Origin of the sequence: Neobacillus sp. D3-1R (assembly GCF_052180215.1) — a bacterium.
Classification (GTDB): domain Bacteria; phylum Bacillota; class Bacilli; order Bacillales; family Cytobacillaceae; genus Pseudoneobacillus.
On sequence record NZ_CP197471.1, the window covers coordinates 1,176,969 to 1,194,419 of the forward strand.

Here is a 17,451-nt window from a genome sequence, read left to right on the forward strand (position 1 = left end):
GCGAGAATGGAAAAATACTATTTCAATATTACATTTTTAGGCAAACGTTTTCGCAGTGAAAGAAATCGATTTCGATGCACAACCGTGCATGAAATAAAAACATTTTCATCTAAAAGGTGGGGAAATTCAATGCAAAAGATTTTAAAGCTTTCATTTATCGCTATGTTAATTTTTGCTCTTGCAGCATGTAACAAGCCGGTAAAAGATCAAGCAGAGAAAGACACAGAAAAAGAAAGCGAAGCAACAACTCAAGAAGAAGTTGCAATCGAGCCTGAAGAAGGTGCATCTCTAATCCTTTGGGATAACGGTGGTGCTGAAGGTGAATGGGCAAACTATGTTGCTGGAGAATTCACTAAAAAGTACAACATTCCTGTAGAAGTTCAGGAAGTTGCGCATACTGATGCTGCAGCAAAATTAAAGGTTGACGGACCTGCTGGTCTTGGTGCTGACGTTTTCCATGCTCCACATGACCATGTTGGTAACTTAGTAACTTCTGGTCTAGTATATGAAAATATGTTTGCAGATCAATATAAGCAAGATTTCATGGATGCAGCTATTAGTGGTACATCTTACACTACTGATGGTGAATCTAAGCTTTACGGTTACCCATTAGCTATCGAAACTTATGCTTTATATTACAATAAAGATCTAGTTTCTAAGCCAGCTGAAACTTGGGATGAAATTTTTGCACAATCTAAAGAATTCATGAAGGATTCTACAAAGGATAACAGAAAGTTTGGAATTATGTATGAGCCAGGTAACTTCTATTTTGCACATGCTTTCTTTGGCGGATACGGCGGTTACATTTTTGGTGATAACAACACAAATCCAGCTGACCTTGGTGTAAACAACGAAGGTGCAATTGAATCAGCTAAATTCGTATCTAAGCTTCACAATGAATTACTTCCATTAAAAGTTGAAGATATTACTGGTGACGTAATTTCTACATTCTTTAATGAAGGAAAATTATTATACCGTATCTCTGGTCCATGGGATATCAAAAACCACCAGGATGCAGGCGTAAACTTTGGAATTGCTCCACTACCAAAACTTGAAAACGGTGAAACACCTGCTTCATTCTCAGGAATTAAAGCTTACTATGTAAACTCTTATTCTAAATATCCAAAAGCTGCTACTCTATTAGCACAATTTGCAACAAGCAAAGAAATGTTAGAAAAACGTTTTGAAATGACTGGACAAGTACCACCACACAACGGTTTACTTGACAGCGATGCGATTAAAGCTGATGAATATGCAATGGCTTTCTTAGAGCAAGCGAAGAGTGCTATTCCAATGCCAAATATACCAGAAATGCAATCAGTTTGGGGTCCAATGGGTGTAGCATATACAACTATTTGGAATGACAATACTGATCCAAAAGCGGCATTTGATGCTGCTAGATCTCAGATTGAAGATGCAATTGCCACTCAATCAAAATAATAAATAAATGTTAAGGGCCGATACCTTTATGGTATTGGCTCGGTTTTTACACAGGTGGAAATAATCTGAATTTGAAAACTCTCTGCAAATAAAATAGCAGTTACTATACAAATTATATTTCAAAGAAATTTATAAGAGAAATGAGGGTTTATTCGGTGCGTTCAAAAGCAAAGGTTGGAGCATTATTATCCGTATTGCTCATGGGACTTGGGCAAATTTACCATCGCCAATTTATTAAAGGGATTTTATTCATCGCTTTAGAAATCTATTTACTTGTATTCTGGTCTTTGCCGTTTAGATATGCAATGTGGGGACTTACAACACTTGGAGAAACTCCACAGACTCAAAAAGGATTTCAAATTATACAGGGTGACCATTCTATCTTCTTGATGATTGAAGGAATTATCTATCTAATTTTATTCTTATTATTTGTATGGGTTTATTACTTGAATGTACGTGATGCTTATAAGGTTGGGAAGCTACGAGATCATGGAGTTATTCCTAATTCGTTTAAGAAGACATTGTCAAGTGTTTGGGAAAATGGGTTCCCTTATATCCTATTAACACCATCGATTCTGTTTACCGCCTTTTTAACGATCCTACCGCTTTTATTTGGTATTTTAATTGCATTCACAAACTACTCTGGACCAAATCATTTGCCGCCAAAAGCATTGGTTGATTGGGTAGGGTTTCAAACATTCATTGACTTATTCAACTTAAAAACATGGAGTAATACATTTTATGGTGTATTCTCATGGACAGTTATATGGGCAATTCTTTCAACAGCAACTACTTTCTTTTTAGGATTAATTTTTGCCGTATTCATTAATCATAGAGGTATTAAACTCAAGAAATTTTGGAGAAGTATCTTCATTTTACCGTGGGCAATTCCACAATTTATTAGTATTTTAGTAATGAGAAATCTCTTCAACGGTGAATTTGGTCCGCTTAACCAATATTTAGAAGCAATTGGACTAGCTGCCATTCCGTGGTTATCTGACCCGTTTTGGGCAAAAACAACACTTGTTGTCGTAAATATGTGGTTTGGTTTTCCATTCTGGTTAGTACTAATGAGTGGGGTTATGACATCCATTGACAAAGAATTATTTGAAGCGGCTGATGTTGATGGTGCCTCGGCTTCTCAAAAGTTTTGGAAAATTACCATGCCAATCGTTATGTTCTCAACTGCACCATTATTAATTATGAGTTTTGCTGGAAACTTTAATAACTTTAACGTTATTTATCTTATGACACAAGGTAAGCCTGTTGATGTGAATTATAGCTATGCAGGGTCTACTGACATCTTAATCAGTTGGATTTATAAGATGACACTTGAACAAAGTCAATTTGCCATGGCTTCTGTTGTATCGATCCTAATCTTCGTGGTAGTTGCAACACTATCCGTGTGGAACTTCAGAAGAACAAAAGCATTTAAGGAAGAGGATATGATGTCATGATGAATAAAAAACTATATGATCGTTTATCTGTAGGGCTAATATATGCCATTTTAATCCTAACATCTATTTTTGTTTTATATCCTGTTTATTGGATCATTATCGGAGCCTTTAACCCGGGGGATTCACTCTTTTCGACAAAATTAATTCCAGACAGTTTAACTTTAGACCACTTTAGAGACTTATTTGAAAAAACAGATTATCTAAATTGGTATAAAAATACAATCAAGATCGCGTTCTTTAATATGATTATCTCTACTTTACTTGTTGTGACAGCTGCATATGCATTTTCACGTTTTAGATTTCCTGGTAGAAAACAAGGGTTAATGACTATGCTTGTATTGCAAATGTTCCCAGGGTTTATGGGTATGATTGCAATCTATATCTTGTTGCTTCAAATTGGTTTATTAGATAATCACTGGGGCTTAATTCTAGTTTATGCAGGTGGGTCCATTCCATTTGGTGCATGGTTAGTAAAAGGATATTTTGATGGACTGCCTAGAAGTTTAGAAGAAGCAGCAAAAATGGATGGTGCGAGCCATACAACTATTTTCTTTAAAATTATGATGCCTTTATCTAAACCAATTCTTGTTTTTATAGCTGTTAATAACTTTATTGGACCATGGATGGACTTTATCTTTGCTCGTCTTGTCCTGCGTTCCAATGAAAACAAAACGTTGGCAATTGGACTTTTTGAATTTGTAACAGGTAAAGCAAACACTCAATTTACGACATTTGCGGCGGGAGCAATTCTTGTTGCCGTTCCGATTACAGTTTTATTCTTAATATTCCAAAAGCATATTGTTGAAGGTCTAAAAGCTGGAGCAAACAAGGGATGATCGTACAATATACTTCCTTGTATTGGGGAATTAAAAAGACAACATTTTATTCATCCATGCTTACTTGGTATAATTAGCTTTGTTTTTAGAAAATCACTCCAGTGCAACCAACGTACTAAATTACGTTTGACGACTGAGGGACAACAAAGCTAATCTATTAAATGTAAGGATACTTAGGCAAAGGATTTTTATAAATTCCTTTGCCTAAGTCATGAAGGAGGAGCATGGATGAAAAAAAGTCTTTTTTCACTCATCTTAATACCGTTTCTTCTTATTTACGCTCTTCCAGTAGGGGCGATGGAGAAAGAAGATAGAAAATGGCAAGATGAGACAGTTTATTTTTTAATGGTAGATCGTTTTAATAATGGTGATACAACCAATGATATGGATGTAGATGTCAAGGATCCACTTGCGTATCATGGTGGAGATTTTCAAGGTATTATAGATAAGCTTGACTATCTAAAAGACATGGGATTTACTGCAATCTGGTTAACACCTATTTTTGATAATGCGGATAAAGGGTACCATGGATATTGGATAAATGATTTCTACAAAGTGGATGAACATTTTGGTGATATTGAAACGTTTAAGAAACTTGTATCTGAAGCCCATAAACGAGATATGAAAATCATTTTAGATTTTGTCGCAAATCATGTAGCACCTAGTAGCCCTTTGGTAAAAGACCCTGAAAAGCAGGATTGGTTTCATGAGAATAAGGAGATTACCAATTGGGAAGACCAAAACCAACTTGAAAATGGATGGATCTATGGTTTACCAGATTTAGCGCAGGAAAATCCAGAAGTTGAAAAATACTTACTAGATGCTGCAAAATGGTGGATTAAAGAAACCAATATTGATGGTTATCGTTTAGACACTGTAAAGCATGTTCCAACTTCTTTTTGGGAAAAGTTTTCTAAAACGGTAAAAGAAACAAAAGAAAACTTCTATTTATTAGGTGAAGTTTGGTCAAATGACCCTACTTATATCTCTAATTATGATAAAGCTGGGATCGATGGTTTTGTTGATTATCCATTAAATGAGTATTTGCGAAGAGCATTTGCGAAGCCAGATCAAAGGCTTGATGCATTATTTAAAAATTATGATAGAAACAAGACGATTTACGAAGATCCATACTTAATGGGGACTTTCCTCGATAATCATGATACGATACGTTTTACTCATGATATGGTTGAAAATAATCAAAATCCTGGTACCCGCTGGAAACTGGCCTTGACTTATTTGTATACAACACCAGGAATACCAATTGTCTATTATGGAAGTGAAATTGCACTAAACGGTGGTAAAGATCCAGATAATCGTCGACAAATGGATTTTCGAACTGATAAGGAAATCATCGATTATATTAGTAAAATTGGTGAATTACGACAACAGCTTCCTTCATTGACAAGGGGGACAATGGAGTTATTGTATGAAAAAAATGGTATGGCTGTTTATAAGCGAGTATATCAAAAAGAAGTAACCATTATCGCAATCAATAATACTTCTAAATCTCAGCATATTACTTTAACGGCTAAAGATATTGAGCAAGGAAAAGAATTACGTGGTCTTCTAGCTAATGATTTAGCACGTAGTAAAAATGGAAAATACGATTTAATTATTGATAGGGAAGAAGCAGAAGTTTATGCTCTAGCTGAGAAAACAGGTTTAAACATTCCTTACCTTTCAGCTATGGGAGTTGTTTATGCAGCCTTTGCAACTTTTCTCTATTTTATATGGAAAAAAGGAAAAAGAAAAAAATCATAAATTAGCAAGCTTAAAGTAGTGTTTCTTAAAAATAGAAAAAGGACGGGGGAGGTGTATTTATGGCGGTTACAATAAAAGATGTAGCCAAGTTGGCTAATGTTGCTCCATCAACAGTTTCCAGAGTTATTGCAAACAGTTCAAGGATTAGTGAGAAAACAAAAGAAAAAGTGAGAGAAGCAATGGACCAACTTGGATATCATCCTAACTTTATCGCCAGAAGCCTCGCAAGCCAATCGACACAAGCAATTGGCTTAGTTATGCCAAGTTCAACGGATAAAGTATTTCAAAATCCCTTTTTTCCAACTGTCCTAAGGGGAATAAGTGAAGCAGCTAATGAAAGGCAATATGCCTTATATATGACAACGGGAAAATCGGAAGATGATATTTATGATGGTGTTGTTCAAATGGTACAAGGAGGCAGGGTAGATGGAGTGGTATTACTTTACTCAAAAGTAGAAGACAAAATCTTATCATATCTCCAACAACGAAATTTTCCATTTGTAGTAATTGGAAAACCATTTAAACAAGTAGAAGAAATCACTCATGTGGATAATGATAATTTCCGTGCTACCAAGGAAGTAACCGAGTATTTAATCAATCTTGGTCATGACGCTATAGCATTTATTGGCGGGGATTTGAACCTGGTTGTGACAGTCGAACGGTTACTTGGTTATGAAAAGGCACTTCGTGATGCATTTATTTCTTTAGTACCAGAATATATTATTCATGAAGAATTTCTTCGTGAAGGAGGTCAAGAGGCTGTACGAGAACTAATGTCTCTTGAAAAACCACCAACAGCTCTTGTTGTTGTCGATGAATTAATGGCACTTGGTGTTTTAAATACACTAGATGAGATGGGAATCAAAGTTCCTGAAGATATCTCGATTATCAGCTTTAATAATGTGATGTTATCTGAGATGTCAAGACCTCCTTTAACATCAGTTGATATTGGTATTTTTGATTTAGGGTTTGAGGCTGCTAAGAGCCTTATTCAAAAAATTGAAAATCCAAAGGAACCAATTAAGAGGATTATTATTCCTCATACGATCGTTAAACGTCAATCTTGTGAAATGCCAAGTAATAAAAAGGAAGCACTTAATAATTGAGTGAAAAAAGCGACATTTAACTGTCGCTTTTTTATTTTATATTACATTGCTCTGATAATAACATGATTACCCGTTTATCACTTTGCCGCCATTTACATGTATCATTTGCCCTGTTATATAGGAAGAATCGTTACTAGCAAGAAATACATAACTAGGAGCAAGTTCGTATGGCTGACCAGCTCTTCCCATTGGTGTGTTGCTACCAAATGTTGAAACTTGGTCAGCTGGAAAGGTCGATGGGATGAGTGGGGTCCAGATTGGCCCTGGAGCAACGCCATTCACTCTAATACCTTGACCTACTAATGATTTAGCAAGAGACCTTGTAAAGGTCACGATAGCCCCTTTTGTAGCTGAATAATCAATAAGCTGTTCATTACCTTCATATGCTGTAATCGAGGCCGTATTAATAATCGAAGCACCTTTATGAAGATGGGGTAAAACAGCCTTAGTCAAATAAAACATGGAAAAAATATTGGTTCGGAATGTTTTTTCAAGTTGTTCTGTAGTAATATCAAGCAAACTTTGTTGAGGATGCTGCTCTGCTGCGTTATTGACCAGAATATCGATTTTTTTAAAGTGTCCCATAATGTTTACGATCATTTCTTTACAGAAGGCTTCTGACCCAATATCCCCAGGTAATAGTAAACATTTTCGTCCTTCTTTTTCTATTAGATTTTTTGTTTCTTCCGCATCTTCATGTTCATTTAAATAGGAAATGACTATATCTGCGCCCTCTTTAGCAAAATAAATAGCCACAGCTTTTCCAATTCCACTATCCCCACCTGTAATAATGGCTACTTTATCCTTTAATTTACCACTTCCTTGGTAAATTAAGTCTATAGATGTTGGTTTAGGATTCATATTAGTCTCAACACCAGGCTGTTGATCCTGATGTTGTGCAGGAAATGTATGTTTTTGATTTTGGTTGCTTTGACTCATCTTACCCCTCCTAAAAAAGATTTGCTTCTATTAACTATTCCAACTTTTATTAGGTTTAAACCGAGGAAATTTTCGGTGGTTAAAATGGTCAAAAAAAAGAAGCGACCGTTGTCGCTCCTTAATGATTATCGATAATTCATAAATTGTACATCAACGGATAAATCAGCTTCTTTTACAGCTGCAATAATTTTCTGCAGATCATCACGACTTTTAGCTGTAACACGAATCTGATCTTCTTGAATTTGACTCTTTACTTTTAAACCACTATTTTTAATAATCGTATTAATCTTTTTGGCATTGTCCTTATCAATACCCTGTACTAACTTAGCTCGTTGTCTAACAGTTCCACCTGATGCTCCTTCTATTTTTCCGTAGTCAAGATTTTTAACAGGGATTCCTCTTTTAAACATTTTACCAAATAATACATCTTTTAATTGTTCAAGTTTATACTCATCATCAGATACCAACACTAAATCCTCTTTATCAAGTGTTACAGTACTTTTACTGCCTTTAAAATCATACCTTGTTTGAATTTCTTTCATGGCTAAATTAATAGCATTTGTGACTTCTGAAAAGTCAACTTTGGACACAATATCAAATGAGCTCTCTTTCGACATAACTACCTCCGAAAAAAACATTTTATTATTGGCTCCATTATAGTAGAATATAGCAGTTCATACAACTTTAGGTAATAAATAATTGAAATAAGTTTTTGATTAAAGGAGGACAACCTTTTGGCTTTTATAAATGAATCAATAGGAGATGTAATTACTTTACCTATTGTCCGTATTGTTGACTTTGGGTATTTCTTATCAGATGGCGAGGAAGATATTTTATTACACAATAATGAAACGACAAAAGAATATGAATTAGATGAGGAAGTGGAAGTATTTATTTATATTGATTCCACCGGCCGTCTTGCAGCTACCACGAAGAAACCTTTTATTTCTTTAGGTATATATGATTGGGTAAAAGTTGTTGATATAAGAGAGGATCTTGGTGCATTTTTAGACATTGGACTGCAAAAGGATCTATTATTAGGAAAAGAGGATTTACCTGTTGTCAAGGATGTTTGGCCCCAAGAAGGAGATATGGTTTTTGCGACACTGAGAGTAAACCGCAATAATCGTCTTTACGCAAAACTTGCATCAGAGCAAATTATTTCTGAAATCTCGATACCTGCAAATAAAAAAGACCTAAATAAGAATATCCAGGGATATGTTTATCGGACAGCAAAAGTTGGAACATGGATGATTACCGCAGAGGGATATAGAGGTTTCATACATGAGAGCCAAAGAAAAATAGAGCCAAGACTTGGGCAAAAGGTAGAAGGAAGAGTTGTGGATGTAAAAGATGATGGTACAATCAACGTTTCATTACTGCCAAGAAAGCATGAAGCTCTTGGAACGGATGCCGAGGTCATATTAGAATATCTCATTTCTCGAAACGGAGCTATGCCATATTGGGATAAAAGTATGCCAGAAGACATAGAGGAAAAATTTAGGATGAGTAAAGGTGCATTTAAACGTGCTATAGGTAAATTACTAAAAGAAGGAAGAGTTTACCAAGAGACAGGCTGGACTTATCTAAAAGAAGAAAAAGAGCAAGAATAAATCTTGCTCTTTTTTTCTTTTTCTATTTAAAAAAGCATAACTTTTGGGACTTCGAAAATTGTCTAGCTCCAGCGCCTAGCCCCTCGATGGAAGAAGAAAAATCACTTCTTCCTTGGTCAAATAACCTCTAGCGTAAGAAGTCAAAGTTCAGACTTCTTTCGCTAGAGAACATTTGCTTGTCGGGGCTAACCAAGGCGCTTGCGCTTTTCTTATTTATGGTCTGTTTTTTTAGAATACTGATTCTTTCCAGCTTGACGGTTCTTTTCTCTCATCATATTTTTTTCATGTCTTAATGCATTATTATCTTTTGCTTTTTTATCGTTATCTGAAGTATGTGACATTTATTAAAACTCCCTCCGGTAAAAGTAATTTACAGATATTATTTTCTGTCTTCTATGAAAGGAGTATGTAAAAAATTTAATTCTATTTTTCAACCTCATTTAAGAAAAATAAAGCAATGGTCCCTGGTCCCGTGTGGGCACCAACGGCGGAGCCAATGGAGGTAATGATAATTTCCTTTGGATTAAGTTCTTCATCAATCATAGCCTTTAATTCATTTGCTGTTTCTTCATCAGCTGCATGACTAATACCAATTGTTTGAAGTCCTATGGACTGTCCTCGTTCTTTCATCATTTCTACCATACGACGCAATAACTTTTTCTTACCCCGTAGCTTTTCTAAAGGGGCAAGTCTACCATCTTCCATATGTAATAACGGTTTTATATTTAACAAACCACCGAAAAAGGCAGAAGCTTTAGAAAGTCGCCCACCTTTAGCTAGATAATCTAAATCGTCTACAGAGAATAAATGCTCCATATGCTGTGTCAAAAATTGAACAGTTGAAAGAATTTCTTCTTTAGAATGTTGGTCTGCAGCTAGCTTTGCAGCTTCTCTAACAACAAGACCATGTCCTAAAGAAGCGCATTTTGTATCAACAATCGTTAGTTGGAAATCTGGGTAGTTTTCTTTCACTTGTTCTAGAATCATGACCGCTGTCTGATAAGTACCTGATAACTCAGAAGAGAAAGCGATATAAATTCCATCTTGGTTTTGCTTAGCCATCTCAGTGAAAATATTCTCAAAGGTAGTAGGAGAAACTTGTGAGGTTTTTGGTACTTTTCCAGCCCTAATTGCATCATAAACAGAATCTGGATGGATAGAAACTACATCCTCATATTCTGTGTCGTCTATTAAAACCTTTAATGGTAGTAATTGTACTTGGTATTCTTGATAAAAACTCAAGGGTAAATCACAAGCACTGTCAGCTAATATTTTTACTGACATAATGTCACCTTCTTTTTCCTATTTCTTTTTATTAGTGTATAGGTTTCAAGGAAAAAATACAATTAGAATGATTAAAATGGATACGGAATGAAAATGGGAGAAAACTTAATAGGAAGGGAGGAAGATTCAATGCTTTGGTTACAAATCAAAAAAATGATCGTAGTCATGCTCGGTGCCCTTTTAAATGCAGTTGGAATGAATTTTTTTCTGATACCAGCAGATGTGTATGCAAGCGGGTTTGCAGGAATATCTCAGCTTGTTTCTCGTATTTTTACGGAATATACCCCATTTACCATTTCCACGGGTATTTTACTTTTACTATTAAATATTCCAGTAACAATATTAGGATGGAAAGTAATCGGCAGATCCTTCACCTTATACAGTTTCTTTAGTGTATTATTAATGACACTTTTTCTAGAAATTTTGCCAGTTGTTCACGTTTCGAAGGATTTACTGCTTAATGCAGTATTTGGCGGCGTCATTTCAGCTGTTGGAGTGGGGGTAACCTTAAAATGGGGAGCTTCAACGGGAGGATTAGATATTATTGCAATGGTTTTATCAAGGATGAAGGATAAGCCGGTTGGGACTTATATCTTTTTATTAAATGCCGTTATTATCTTAACTGCTGGATACCTTTTTGGGTGGGAGAAGGCACTTTATACATTAGTTACCTTATATGCATCCACTAGGGTAATTGATGCCATACACACGAAACATGAAAAACTAACTGCAATGATTATCTCCCAAAAATCAAACGAATTAAAAAAAGCAATTCATGCCAAATTGGTTAGGGGAATCACTTCTGTACCAGCAAAAGGGGCATTTTCAAATGAAGATAAGGAAATGTTAATTATCGTGATTACTCGATACGAGCTTTTTGATTTGGAAAGAGTCATAAAAGAAGTTGATCCTAATGCTTTTACAAATATTGTGGAAACAGCAGGAATCTTTGGTTTTTTTCGAAAGGATTAGTTGAAATAATAGGAGGGATATCAATGAAAAATATTCTGATTTTTTTTAGTTTATTAATGACCATGATTGTTCCAAATGATGTGTTTGGTGAAAAGATTACTGACAATGAAGGGTTTCAATTTTTGGTTAATCCTGTAACAGGACCAGAGGAAGCAAGTATACAGATTTTTTTAATTAATGAAGGAAAGAATACATTGGAATTTGAATTCAATAATTCACAATTATATGAAATGACCATAGTAAATGAAAAAAATGAAACTGTGTATCAGTTTTCTGAAGGTAAATCTTTCCTACAGGCGATTCAACATATAAGATTAAAATCCGGTGAAACAAAAGTTTGGACGGAGGACCTTGTTTATTCGGACCATAAAAAGCTTATCCCAGGGAAGTATAAAGTTATCGCTCAATTGTTAGCCAGAACGATCAATGGAGAAAAAATAGGAGATACCAGTTCTCTTGTAGACGAAGCTGAGATGGTCATACCGGAGAAAAATCCTGTATTTAAGAATATAAAAATTAGTAAAAAGAATAATGGATTTATTGTTTCTGGAAAAGCTCGTCCAATGTTAGGATCCCTTTATTATCTTGTTGAAGATGGGCATCATGAGTGGATAGCTGAAACGGAACAAAAAATTGAAAAAAGTTATCCAAAATGGCAAGATTTTTCTTTCGAACTGGTGATACCAAAAGAGGAAAAATATCCACGTCAACTACCGCTCATTTTGTATCTGTATGAAAAAGATGATAAAGGAGCCATTATTTATTCCTATCCCAAAGTTTTAAAATAATAATAAATAAAAAAGCTGGCACGTATAACGTACCAGCTTTTTTCAGCATATTTGTTATTGTAACTGTTCCAATTCACTTTGCATTTCACGAAGCTGTGCTTGTTCAGCAACGGTTGAATTAGCATATGCTGATGATAATGCATTTTTTGCTCTTGATATGGCAGTTTGTTTTTCACTAGACTCAGCTGATTTTGCTATTTCGACAAATGTTCTTGCTTCTTGAAACAATCTGTTTCCCATAATTAAATTCCTCCAAGCGAGGATTCTTTAACATTTGCCATTTTTTGAGCTTCGGCCTCAGCATAAGTCATGTGGTATGGGATACGATCATCATGCTTAGATACTGCGTCTACCCCTTGCTGTACAAAGCGCTTTGACTTGTTACGTTTACCCATTCGAAATCCCTCCAATATTAAGAGCATACTTGGATGAAACAGCTGTATTGCCGCTTCAATTATAGTATGCTCATTATTTCCGGTTTCAAATAGGAAAACTATACGATGGATGGTTAATATATCCATTTTTACTTAAATGGCTTTTAAGTTAAGTAGTTCATTTAAGTATATACCAATTCCATCTTCTTCATTGCTTAAAGTTACATCTTTTGCTACCTGCTTTAATGGTTCAATTGCATTTCCCATAGCAACCCCATAACCAGCATAATCCAACATCTCTAAGTCATTATCCTCATCACCAAAAGCAATAATTCTTTCTGATGGAATTTGAAAGTACTCAGAAACCCTTTGGATTCCAACAGCTTTATTTAATCCAGATTTAACAATTTCAATAACATGCCACGGTGCAGCCCAACGGCGATGGTCAATAACTTCTGCATGAACATCTGTTAAGTGTTTCCTTATTGTTGAAACATGTTGTTCTTCAGCATGGATAAGCATACTTGTCGGGGACTTAGTCAAGAACTTTCTTAAATCCCCCGTTGTAATCGAAGGATTCCCAAACCCAAAAATATCTAATAATTTTTCATCATGATAATGTAAATACACTTCATCCTTCACTTCAGCGATAATATTGTACAAATTAAAATCATTGCATGCTTCTACAATATCTTTTGCTACTTTAATATCTAATGGAGAATGAAAAGCTCCCCAGTTATTATTTTTAGGATGATGTACGAATGCCCCATTAAAATTTACGATCGGTGTATCAAGTCCAAGCTCTCGGTAATACATTTCACTAGAACGGAAAGGCCTTCCGGTTGCAATCATAACCTGATGCCCATATTCTTTTGCTTTCTCAAGAACTTTTTTCGTAATCGGAGATATTGTTTTATCATCCTTTAATAATGTACCATCTAAGTCCAGTGCAATTAAATACTTGTCAGACATATAATCTCCCTCTTTGAACAACGAATTTTAAGTATTTCAATGATAAATTTTGAGAAAATCTTTGTATACATGATATAGTGAAAAAATAGATATAATTTACAGTTTTACTTACTACTATGTTAACAGTTTTTTCTTATAAGTGTATAAAAAATCACTTCAATCACTATACGTAAAATATATACTGGGTTTTAGGAGGGTTTTTAACGTGATTATGGTAGAAAAACTAGATGTTAAAGATATTCCATGTTTACATATTGTGGACCATCAAAAAGCATCTAAATCATTACCTTTAGTCATATTCATTCATGGTTTTTCTAGTGCAAAAGAACACAATCTGCATTATGCCTATTTATTAGCGGAAAAAGGCATGAGAGTAGTATTACCTGAAGCACTTTTCCATGGTGAGAGGCACAAAAGTATAAATACTAAGGAAATAGCTTATCATTTCTGGGATATTGTATTGAATACAATAGAGGAATTGCCGTTAATAAAAGAATATTTTCATAAAAGGAACTTAATCCAAGGAAATAAGATAGGTGTTGCTGGTACCTCAATGGGAGGAATTGTTACTCTAGGATCCGTAACAAAATATGATTGGATCGAATCAGCTGTATGTTTAATGGGTCTTCCTTCTTTTAACCAATTTGCTCAATTGCAATTGGAAGAAATGGAAAAACACGGTATCAACCTTCCTATAACTGAGGATGAAAAACAAGCTCTTTTGGAAAAACTAAAACAATATGATTTATCATTGCATCCCGAATTGTTAAGGAATAGACCATTACTGTTTTGGCATGGGAAATTAGATCCGATTGTTCCATTTAGATTTTCCTATGATTTTTTTGAAAGTATTAAGGATGAAAATAAACAAGTGCAATTTATTGTTGATGAAAAGGCTGATCATAAGGTTAGCCGTATAGGTCTTTTAAAAACGGTAGAATGGTTTGAAACCCACCTGAAATAAACCTAATAATATAAGGATTTTAAAACTTTTATGCTACTATAAATAAAGTTAGTATACCAAGGAGGAAAAAGAAATGGACGAGCAATTAAAAGAAAATATCATGGGTGCTTTAGAACTTGTTGTTGACCCTGAACTAGGTGTTGATATTGTAAATCTAGGATTAGTTTATGATGTTGAAATGGACGAATCCGGTAATACAAAAGTGACAATGACCCTTACTTCCATGGGGTGCCCATTAGCTGGAACTATTGTTGACCAAGTAAAAAGATCATTAGCAGATATTCCTGAAGTGAATGAAGTGGATGTCAATATCGTTTTTAATCCACCATGGACAAAGGACCGTATGTCAAGATATGCAAAAATTGCTCTAGGTATTCGTTAGGAGTTAGTTATGAAGAATAAAGTAATTTTGCTCACTTCTGATCAATTTGGAAAAGGCGACACCCAACTAGGAGAGTCAGTGTTAGAGACCTTTTTTACTCTACTAAAGCAACGGGAAGAGGTTCCATATGCTATTTTTTGCATGAATAGAGGTGTCTTTACACTAACTGATGAATCCTTTGTATCGGTACACATGAAGGAGCTTATGGATCGGGGAGTTTCCATTTATGCATGCAAGACATGTGTGGATCACTACGAACTTTCCCAAAAGCTTTCCGTGGGTACGATAAGTTCTATGGGACATTTTATTGAATTAGCAACTAAATATGAAGTCTTGACTATTTCATAATGAAGGAACTGCTCTCGAATGAGAGTGGTTTTTTTGTTTTCACAAAAACGTCATAGTTTTTATGAAATAAAAGGTGGGTGTGAGGAACCTCACTTTGCTCCGATAGTTTCTGCAATATAATACATCTATAAAAGGTGGTTTTATTAGAAACCTCTTTGTATAGGAGGCGCTAGAATATGTTTAGCAGAGACTTTAATAAAGATCCATTTATTGTCATTTGGGAATTAACTAGAGCTTGTCAGTTAAAATGTTTGCACTGTAGAGCAGAGGCACAATATCGCCGCGACCCGAGGGAGCTTTCATTTGAAGAGGGCAAGAAACTTATAGATCAAATATATGAAATGAATAATCCAATGTTAGTGTTTACAGGTGGAGATCCACTGATGCGTGAGGATGTATTCGATATTGCGAAATATGCAATAGATAAAGGTGTAAGAGTATCAATGACTCCAAGTGCAACACCAAACGTAACAAAAGAAGCGATAGAGAAAGCAAAAGAAATAGGATTGGCTCGTTGGGCTTTTAGTTTAGATGGACCGACAGCAGAAATTCATGACCACTTCCGTGGAACAGCTGGTTCTTTTGACTTAACAATGGAGAGAATTAAATATCTACACGAAGTGGGTTTACCAATTCAAATTAATACGGTCATTTCACGTTATAATTACGATTACTTAGATGAAATGGCAAAGCTGATTGAGGAACTAGATTGTGTACTTTGGAGCGTATTTTTCCTTGTGCCAACAGGCCGCGGTCAAGAAAAAGATATGATATCACCTGTTGAACATGAAAAAGTTTTTCAATGGCTTTACGATCTAAGTAAACGAGTATCATTTGATATAAAAACAACTGCTGCACAGCATTATCGTCGAGTGGTTATTCAACAAAAAATGCGTGAGGCAAAAGAACAAAAAGAAGAAATTCAATATTTAGATGCCCTTACTCAACAGGGATTAACCGGTTCGATTGATGGGCTTGGCCGAGCTCCAAAAGGGGTAAACGATGGAAATGGATTCGTGTTCATCTCTCATATTGGAGATGTATATCCAAGTGGTCTACTTCCAGTGAAAGCAGGAAATATTCGAGAACAACCATTAGCAGAAATTTACCGTGAATCACCTATTTTTCAATCTTTGAGAAATCCCGACCTGTATAAAGGAAAATGTGGTCAATGTGAGTTTAGATTTGTATGTGGAGGCTCACGTTCAAGAGCATATGCCATGACAGGTGATTATCTAGAAAGTGAACCATTCTGTGTCTATATACCAAAATCAATGCGACAAAAACAAACCAACTAAAATCAAATATAATAAAAAAGGGATGGGTAACCATCCCTTTTATTCAATACTACAATAGATGGCTGGACAGTTTTCACAGCCAATATCATCTTTTAGAAACTGTAAATCATGAATCGTAATTTTTCCTCTTTTAATAGAAATAATTTCATCTCTTTTTAAATCATTGAGGATACGATTAGTGCTTTCCCGTGAAGTACCACAAAAATTAGCTAAATCCTGATTAGTAAGAGGTAGATCGATTAGAATTCCATCATTTTTTTCAATACCGTAACTATTTGTCATACGAATTAAAGTAGAGAATAAAGCGCCTTTCTTCCCATTCAATACAAGATCGCGGAATTTGGTTTGAGTTTTTCTAAAATGATCACTCATCCATTTCATAAACTCAAAGGCTAAAGTAGGATTTTGAAAAATTTCACTTTCAATAACATCCTTTTTTATAGCGACAATTTCTCCTTCTTCAAGGACCTTAGCGCTTAATAAATATTTAGGATTAGATGTGAATAATGTCAATTCTCCACATAGATCATTGGCACCACAAATCCTTAAAGACAATTCTCTGCCATCGGTTGTAATTTTACTTATTTGAATCTTACCAGACATAATAATATACAATTCTTCCGCATCCATTCCTTCTTGAAAAAGGAACGCACCTCGTTGACTTATAAATTTTCGATCAGCAAAGTGTAAAAGTTCTTTTATTTCAATTGAATGGGTTGGTTTAATTTTATTAATCATAGGAATCATCCTTTTTGATTTTATTATTTTTAATTCCTGTGATAAACCGCACAGTGGTGTTATAAACGTAATTAAATCACAATCAATATAAAACAAAAAGGCTTTTCACAAAACCGTCAATAAATAAAAAAGTTAAATAACTTTAAAATGTTGAAAATTGAATTTCTATCGATATA

20 protein-coding genes are annotated in these 17,451 nt (G+C 34.9%); 12 read left to right on the forward strand and 8 right to left on the reverse strand.

The window, feature by feature from the left end; all coding sequences use genetic code 11:
• The first annotated feature begins 129 nt into the window (after positions 1 to 129).
• The 5 genes from ACSBPO_RS05915 (at position 130) to ACSBPO_RS05935 (ending at position 6,603) form a co-directional block, all read left to right on the forward strand.
• Positions 130 to 1,440, forward strand: coding sequence for a sugar ABC transporter substrate-binding protein (locus ACSBPO_RS05915; RefSeq protein WP_442599141.1), 1,311 nt, complete (start codon positions 130 to 132; stop codon positions 1,438 to 1,440).
• 155 nt (positions 1,441 to 1,595) lie between these two features.
• On the forward strand, positions 1,596 to 2,897 hold the full coding sequence (locus ACSBPO_RS05920; RefSeq protein ID WP_442599142.1) for a carbohydrate ABC transporter permease: 1,302 nt from the start codon (positions 1,596 to 1,598) through the stop codon (positions 2,895 to 2,897).
• Positions 2,897 to 3,733: a sugar ABC transporter permease gene (locus tag ACSBPO_RS05925; protein ID WP_442600317.1), complete on the forward strand. Its 837-nt coding sequence runs from the start codon at positions 2,897 to 2,899 to the stop codon at positions 3,731 to 3,733. The genes ACSBPO_RS05920 and ACSBPO_RS05925 overlap by 1 nt, the downstream gene beginning before the upstream one ends.
• A 228-nt stretch (positions 3,734 to 3,961) precedes the next feature.
• A complete protein-coding gene (locus ACSBPO_RS05930; protein ID WP_442599143.1) occupies positions 3,962 to 5,497 on the forward strand; it encodes an alpha-amylase family glycosyl hydrolase in 1,536 nt (511 codons plus the stop codon).
• Positions 5,498 to 5,556: 59 nt separating this feature from the next.
• Positions 5,557 to 6,603 (forward strand): LacI family DNA-binding transcriptional regulator, encoded by a 1,047-nt coding sequence (locus ACSBPO_RS05935; protein WP_442599144.1) that lies wholly within the window; start codon positions 5,557 to 5,559, stop codon positions 6,601 to 6,603.
• A 66-nt stretch (positions 6,604 to 6,669) separates the two neighbouring features.
• Here ACSBPO_RS05935 and ACSBPO_RS05940 read toward each other — a convergent pair whose 3' ends face one another.
• Entirely contained in the window at positions 6,670 to 7,542 is an 873-nt protein-coding gene (locus tag ACSBPO_RS05940; RefSeq protein ID WP_442599145.1) for an SDR family oxidoreductase, read from the reverse strand.
• 125 nt (positions 7,543 to 7,667) lie between these two features.
• The gene (locus ACSBPO_RS05945; protein WP_442599146.1) at positions 7,668 to 8,159 is read right to left on the reverse strand and encodes a YajQ family cyclic di-GMP-binding protein; all 492 of its coding nucleotides are present in this window, start codon (positions 8,157 to 8,159) and stop codon (positions 7,668 to 7,670) included.
• A gap of 117 nt (positions 8,160 to 8,276) precedes the next feature.
• On the opposite strand from ACSBPO_RS05945, the gene ACSBPO_RS05950 reads away from it, so the two are divergent.
• Positions 8,277 to 9,155, forward strand: a complete 879-nt coding sequence (locus tag ACSBPO_RS05950) for a CvfB family protein (RefSeq protein WP_442599147.1) — start codon at positions 8,277 to 8,279, stop codon at positions 9,153 to 9,155.
• 209 nt (positions 9,156 to 9,364) lie between these two features.
• Here ACSBPO_RS05950 and ACSBPO_RS05955 read toward each other — a convergent pair whose 3' ends face one another.
• Positions 9,365 to 9,496: a DUF3941 domain-containing protein gene (locus ACSBPO_RS05955; RefSeq protein ID WP_442599148.1), complete on the reverse strand. Its 132-nt coding sequence runs from the start codon at positions 9,494 to 9,496 to the stop codon at positions 9,365 to 9,367.
• Between the two features lie 82 nt (positions 9,497 to 9,578).
• Positions 9,579 to 10,439: a DegV family protein gene (locus tag ACSBPO_RS05960; RefSeq protein ID WP_442599149.1), complete on the reverse strand. Its 861-nt coding sequence runs from the start codon at positions 10,437 to 10,439 to the stop codon at positions 9,579 to 9,581.
• Positions 10,440 to 10,568: 129 nt separating this feature from the next.
• Between ACSBPO_RS05960 and ACSBPO_RS05965 the strand changes: the two genes are divergently transcribed.
• Entirely contained in the window at positions 10,569 to 11,411 is an 843-nt protein-coding gene (locus ACSBPO_RS05965; protein ID WP_442599150.1) for a YitT family protein, read from the forward strand.
• 23 nt (positions 11,412 to 11,434) lie between these two features.
• Positions 11,435 to 12,199 (forward strand): BsuPI-related putative proteinase inhibitor, encoded by a 765-nt coding sequence (locus ACSBPO_RS05970; RefSeq protein WP_442599151.1) that lies wholly within the window; start codon positions 11,435 to 11,437, stop codon positions 12,197 to 12,199.
• A gap of 54 nt (positions 12,200 to 12,253) precedes the next feature.
• Here the strand turns inward: ACSBPO_RS05970 and ACSBPO_RS05975 are convergent, their stop codons facing one another.
• The 3 genes from ACSBPO_RS05975 to ACSBPO_RS05985 form a co-directional block, all read right to left on the reverse strand.
• On the reverse strand, positions 12,254 to 12,439 hold the full coding sequence (locus ACSBPO_RS05975; RefSeq protein WP_442599152.1) for a DUF3813 domain-containing protein: 186 nt from the start codon (positions 12,437 to 12,439) through the stop codon (positions 12,254 to 12,256).
• Between the two features lie 2 nt (positions 12,440 to 12,441).
• Complete coding sequence (locus ACSBPO_RS05980) at positions 12,442 to 12,594, reverse strand: hypothetical protein (protein WP_442599153.1); 153 nt, start codon at positions 12,592 to 12,594, stop codon at positions 12,442 to 12,444.
• Between the two features lie 132 nt (positions 12,595 to 12,726).
• Complete coding sequence (locus ACSBPO_RS05985) at positions 12,727 to 13,545, reverse strand: Cof-type HAD-IIB family hydrolase (RefSeq protein ID WP_442599154.1); 819 nt, start codon at positions 13,543 to 13,545, stop codon at positions 12,727 to 12,729.
• Between the two features lie 205 nt (positions 13,546 to 13,750).
• Here ACSBPO_RS05985 and ACSBPO_RS05990 point away from each other — a divergent pair, with 205 nt between their 5' ends.
• The 4 genes from ACSBPO_RS05990 to ACSBPO_RS06005 all read left to right on the forward strand — a co-directional run bounded on the left by ACSBPO_RS05990 (position 13,751) and on the right by ACSBPO_RS06005 (position 16,537).
• Positions 13,751 to 14,509 (forward strand): prolyl oligopeptidase family serine peptidase, encoded by a 759-nt coding sequence (locus ACSBPO_RS05990; protein ID WP_442599155.1) that lies wholly within the window; start codon positions 13,751 to 13,753, stop codon positions 14,507 to 14,509.
• A 73-nt stretch (positions 14,510 to 14,582) separates the two neighbouring features.
• A complete protein-coding gene (locus ACSBPO_RS05995; RefSeq protein ID WP_442599156.1) occupies positions 14,583 to 14,891 on the forward strand; it encodes a metal-sulfur cluster assembly factor in 309 nt (102 codons plus the stop codon).
• 9 nt (positions 14,892 to 14,900) lie between these two features.
• Positions 14,901 to 15,239 carry a DsrE family protein gene (locus ACSBPO_RS06000; protein WP_442599157.1) on the forward strand — a complete coding sequence of 113 codons (339 nt, stop codon included), beginning with the start codon at positions 14,901 to 14,903 and terminating at the stop codon, positions 15,237 to 15,239.
• A 176-nt stretch (positions 15,240 to 15,415) separates the two neighbouring features.
• Positions 15,416 to 16,537, forward strand: coding sequence for a TIGR04053 family radical SAM/SPASM domain-containing protein (locus ACSBPO_RS06005; RefSeq protein WP_442599158.1), 1,122 nt, complete (start codon positions 15,416 to 15,418; stop codon positions 16,535 to 16,537).
• 39 nt (positions 16,538 to 16,576) lie between these two features.
• Here the strand turns inward: ACSBPO_RS06005 and ACSBPO_RS06010 are convergent, their stop codons facing one another.
• Positions 16,577 to 17,275, reverse strand: a complete 699-nt coding sequence (locus tag ACSBPO_RS06010; RefSeq protein WP_442599159.1) for a Crp/Fnr family transcriptional regulator — start codon at positions 17,273 to 17,275, stop codon at positions 16,577 to 16,579.
• Positions 17,276 to 17,451 lie beyond the last annotated feature (176 nt).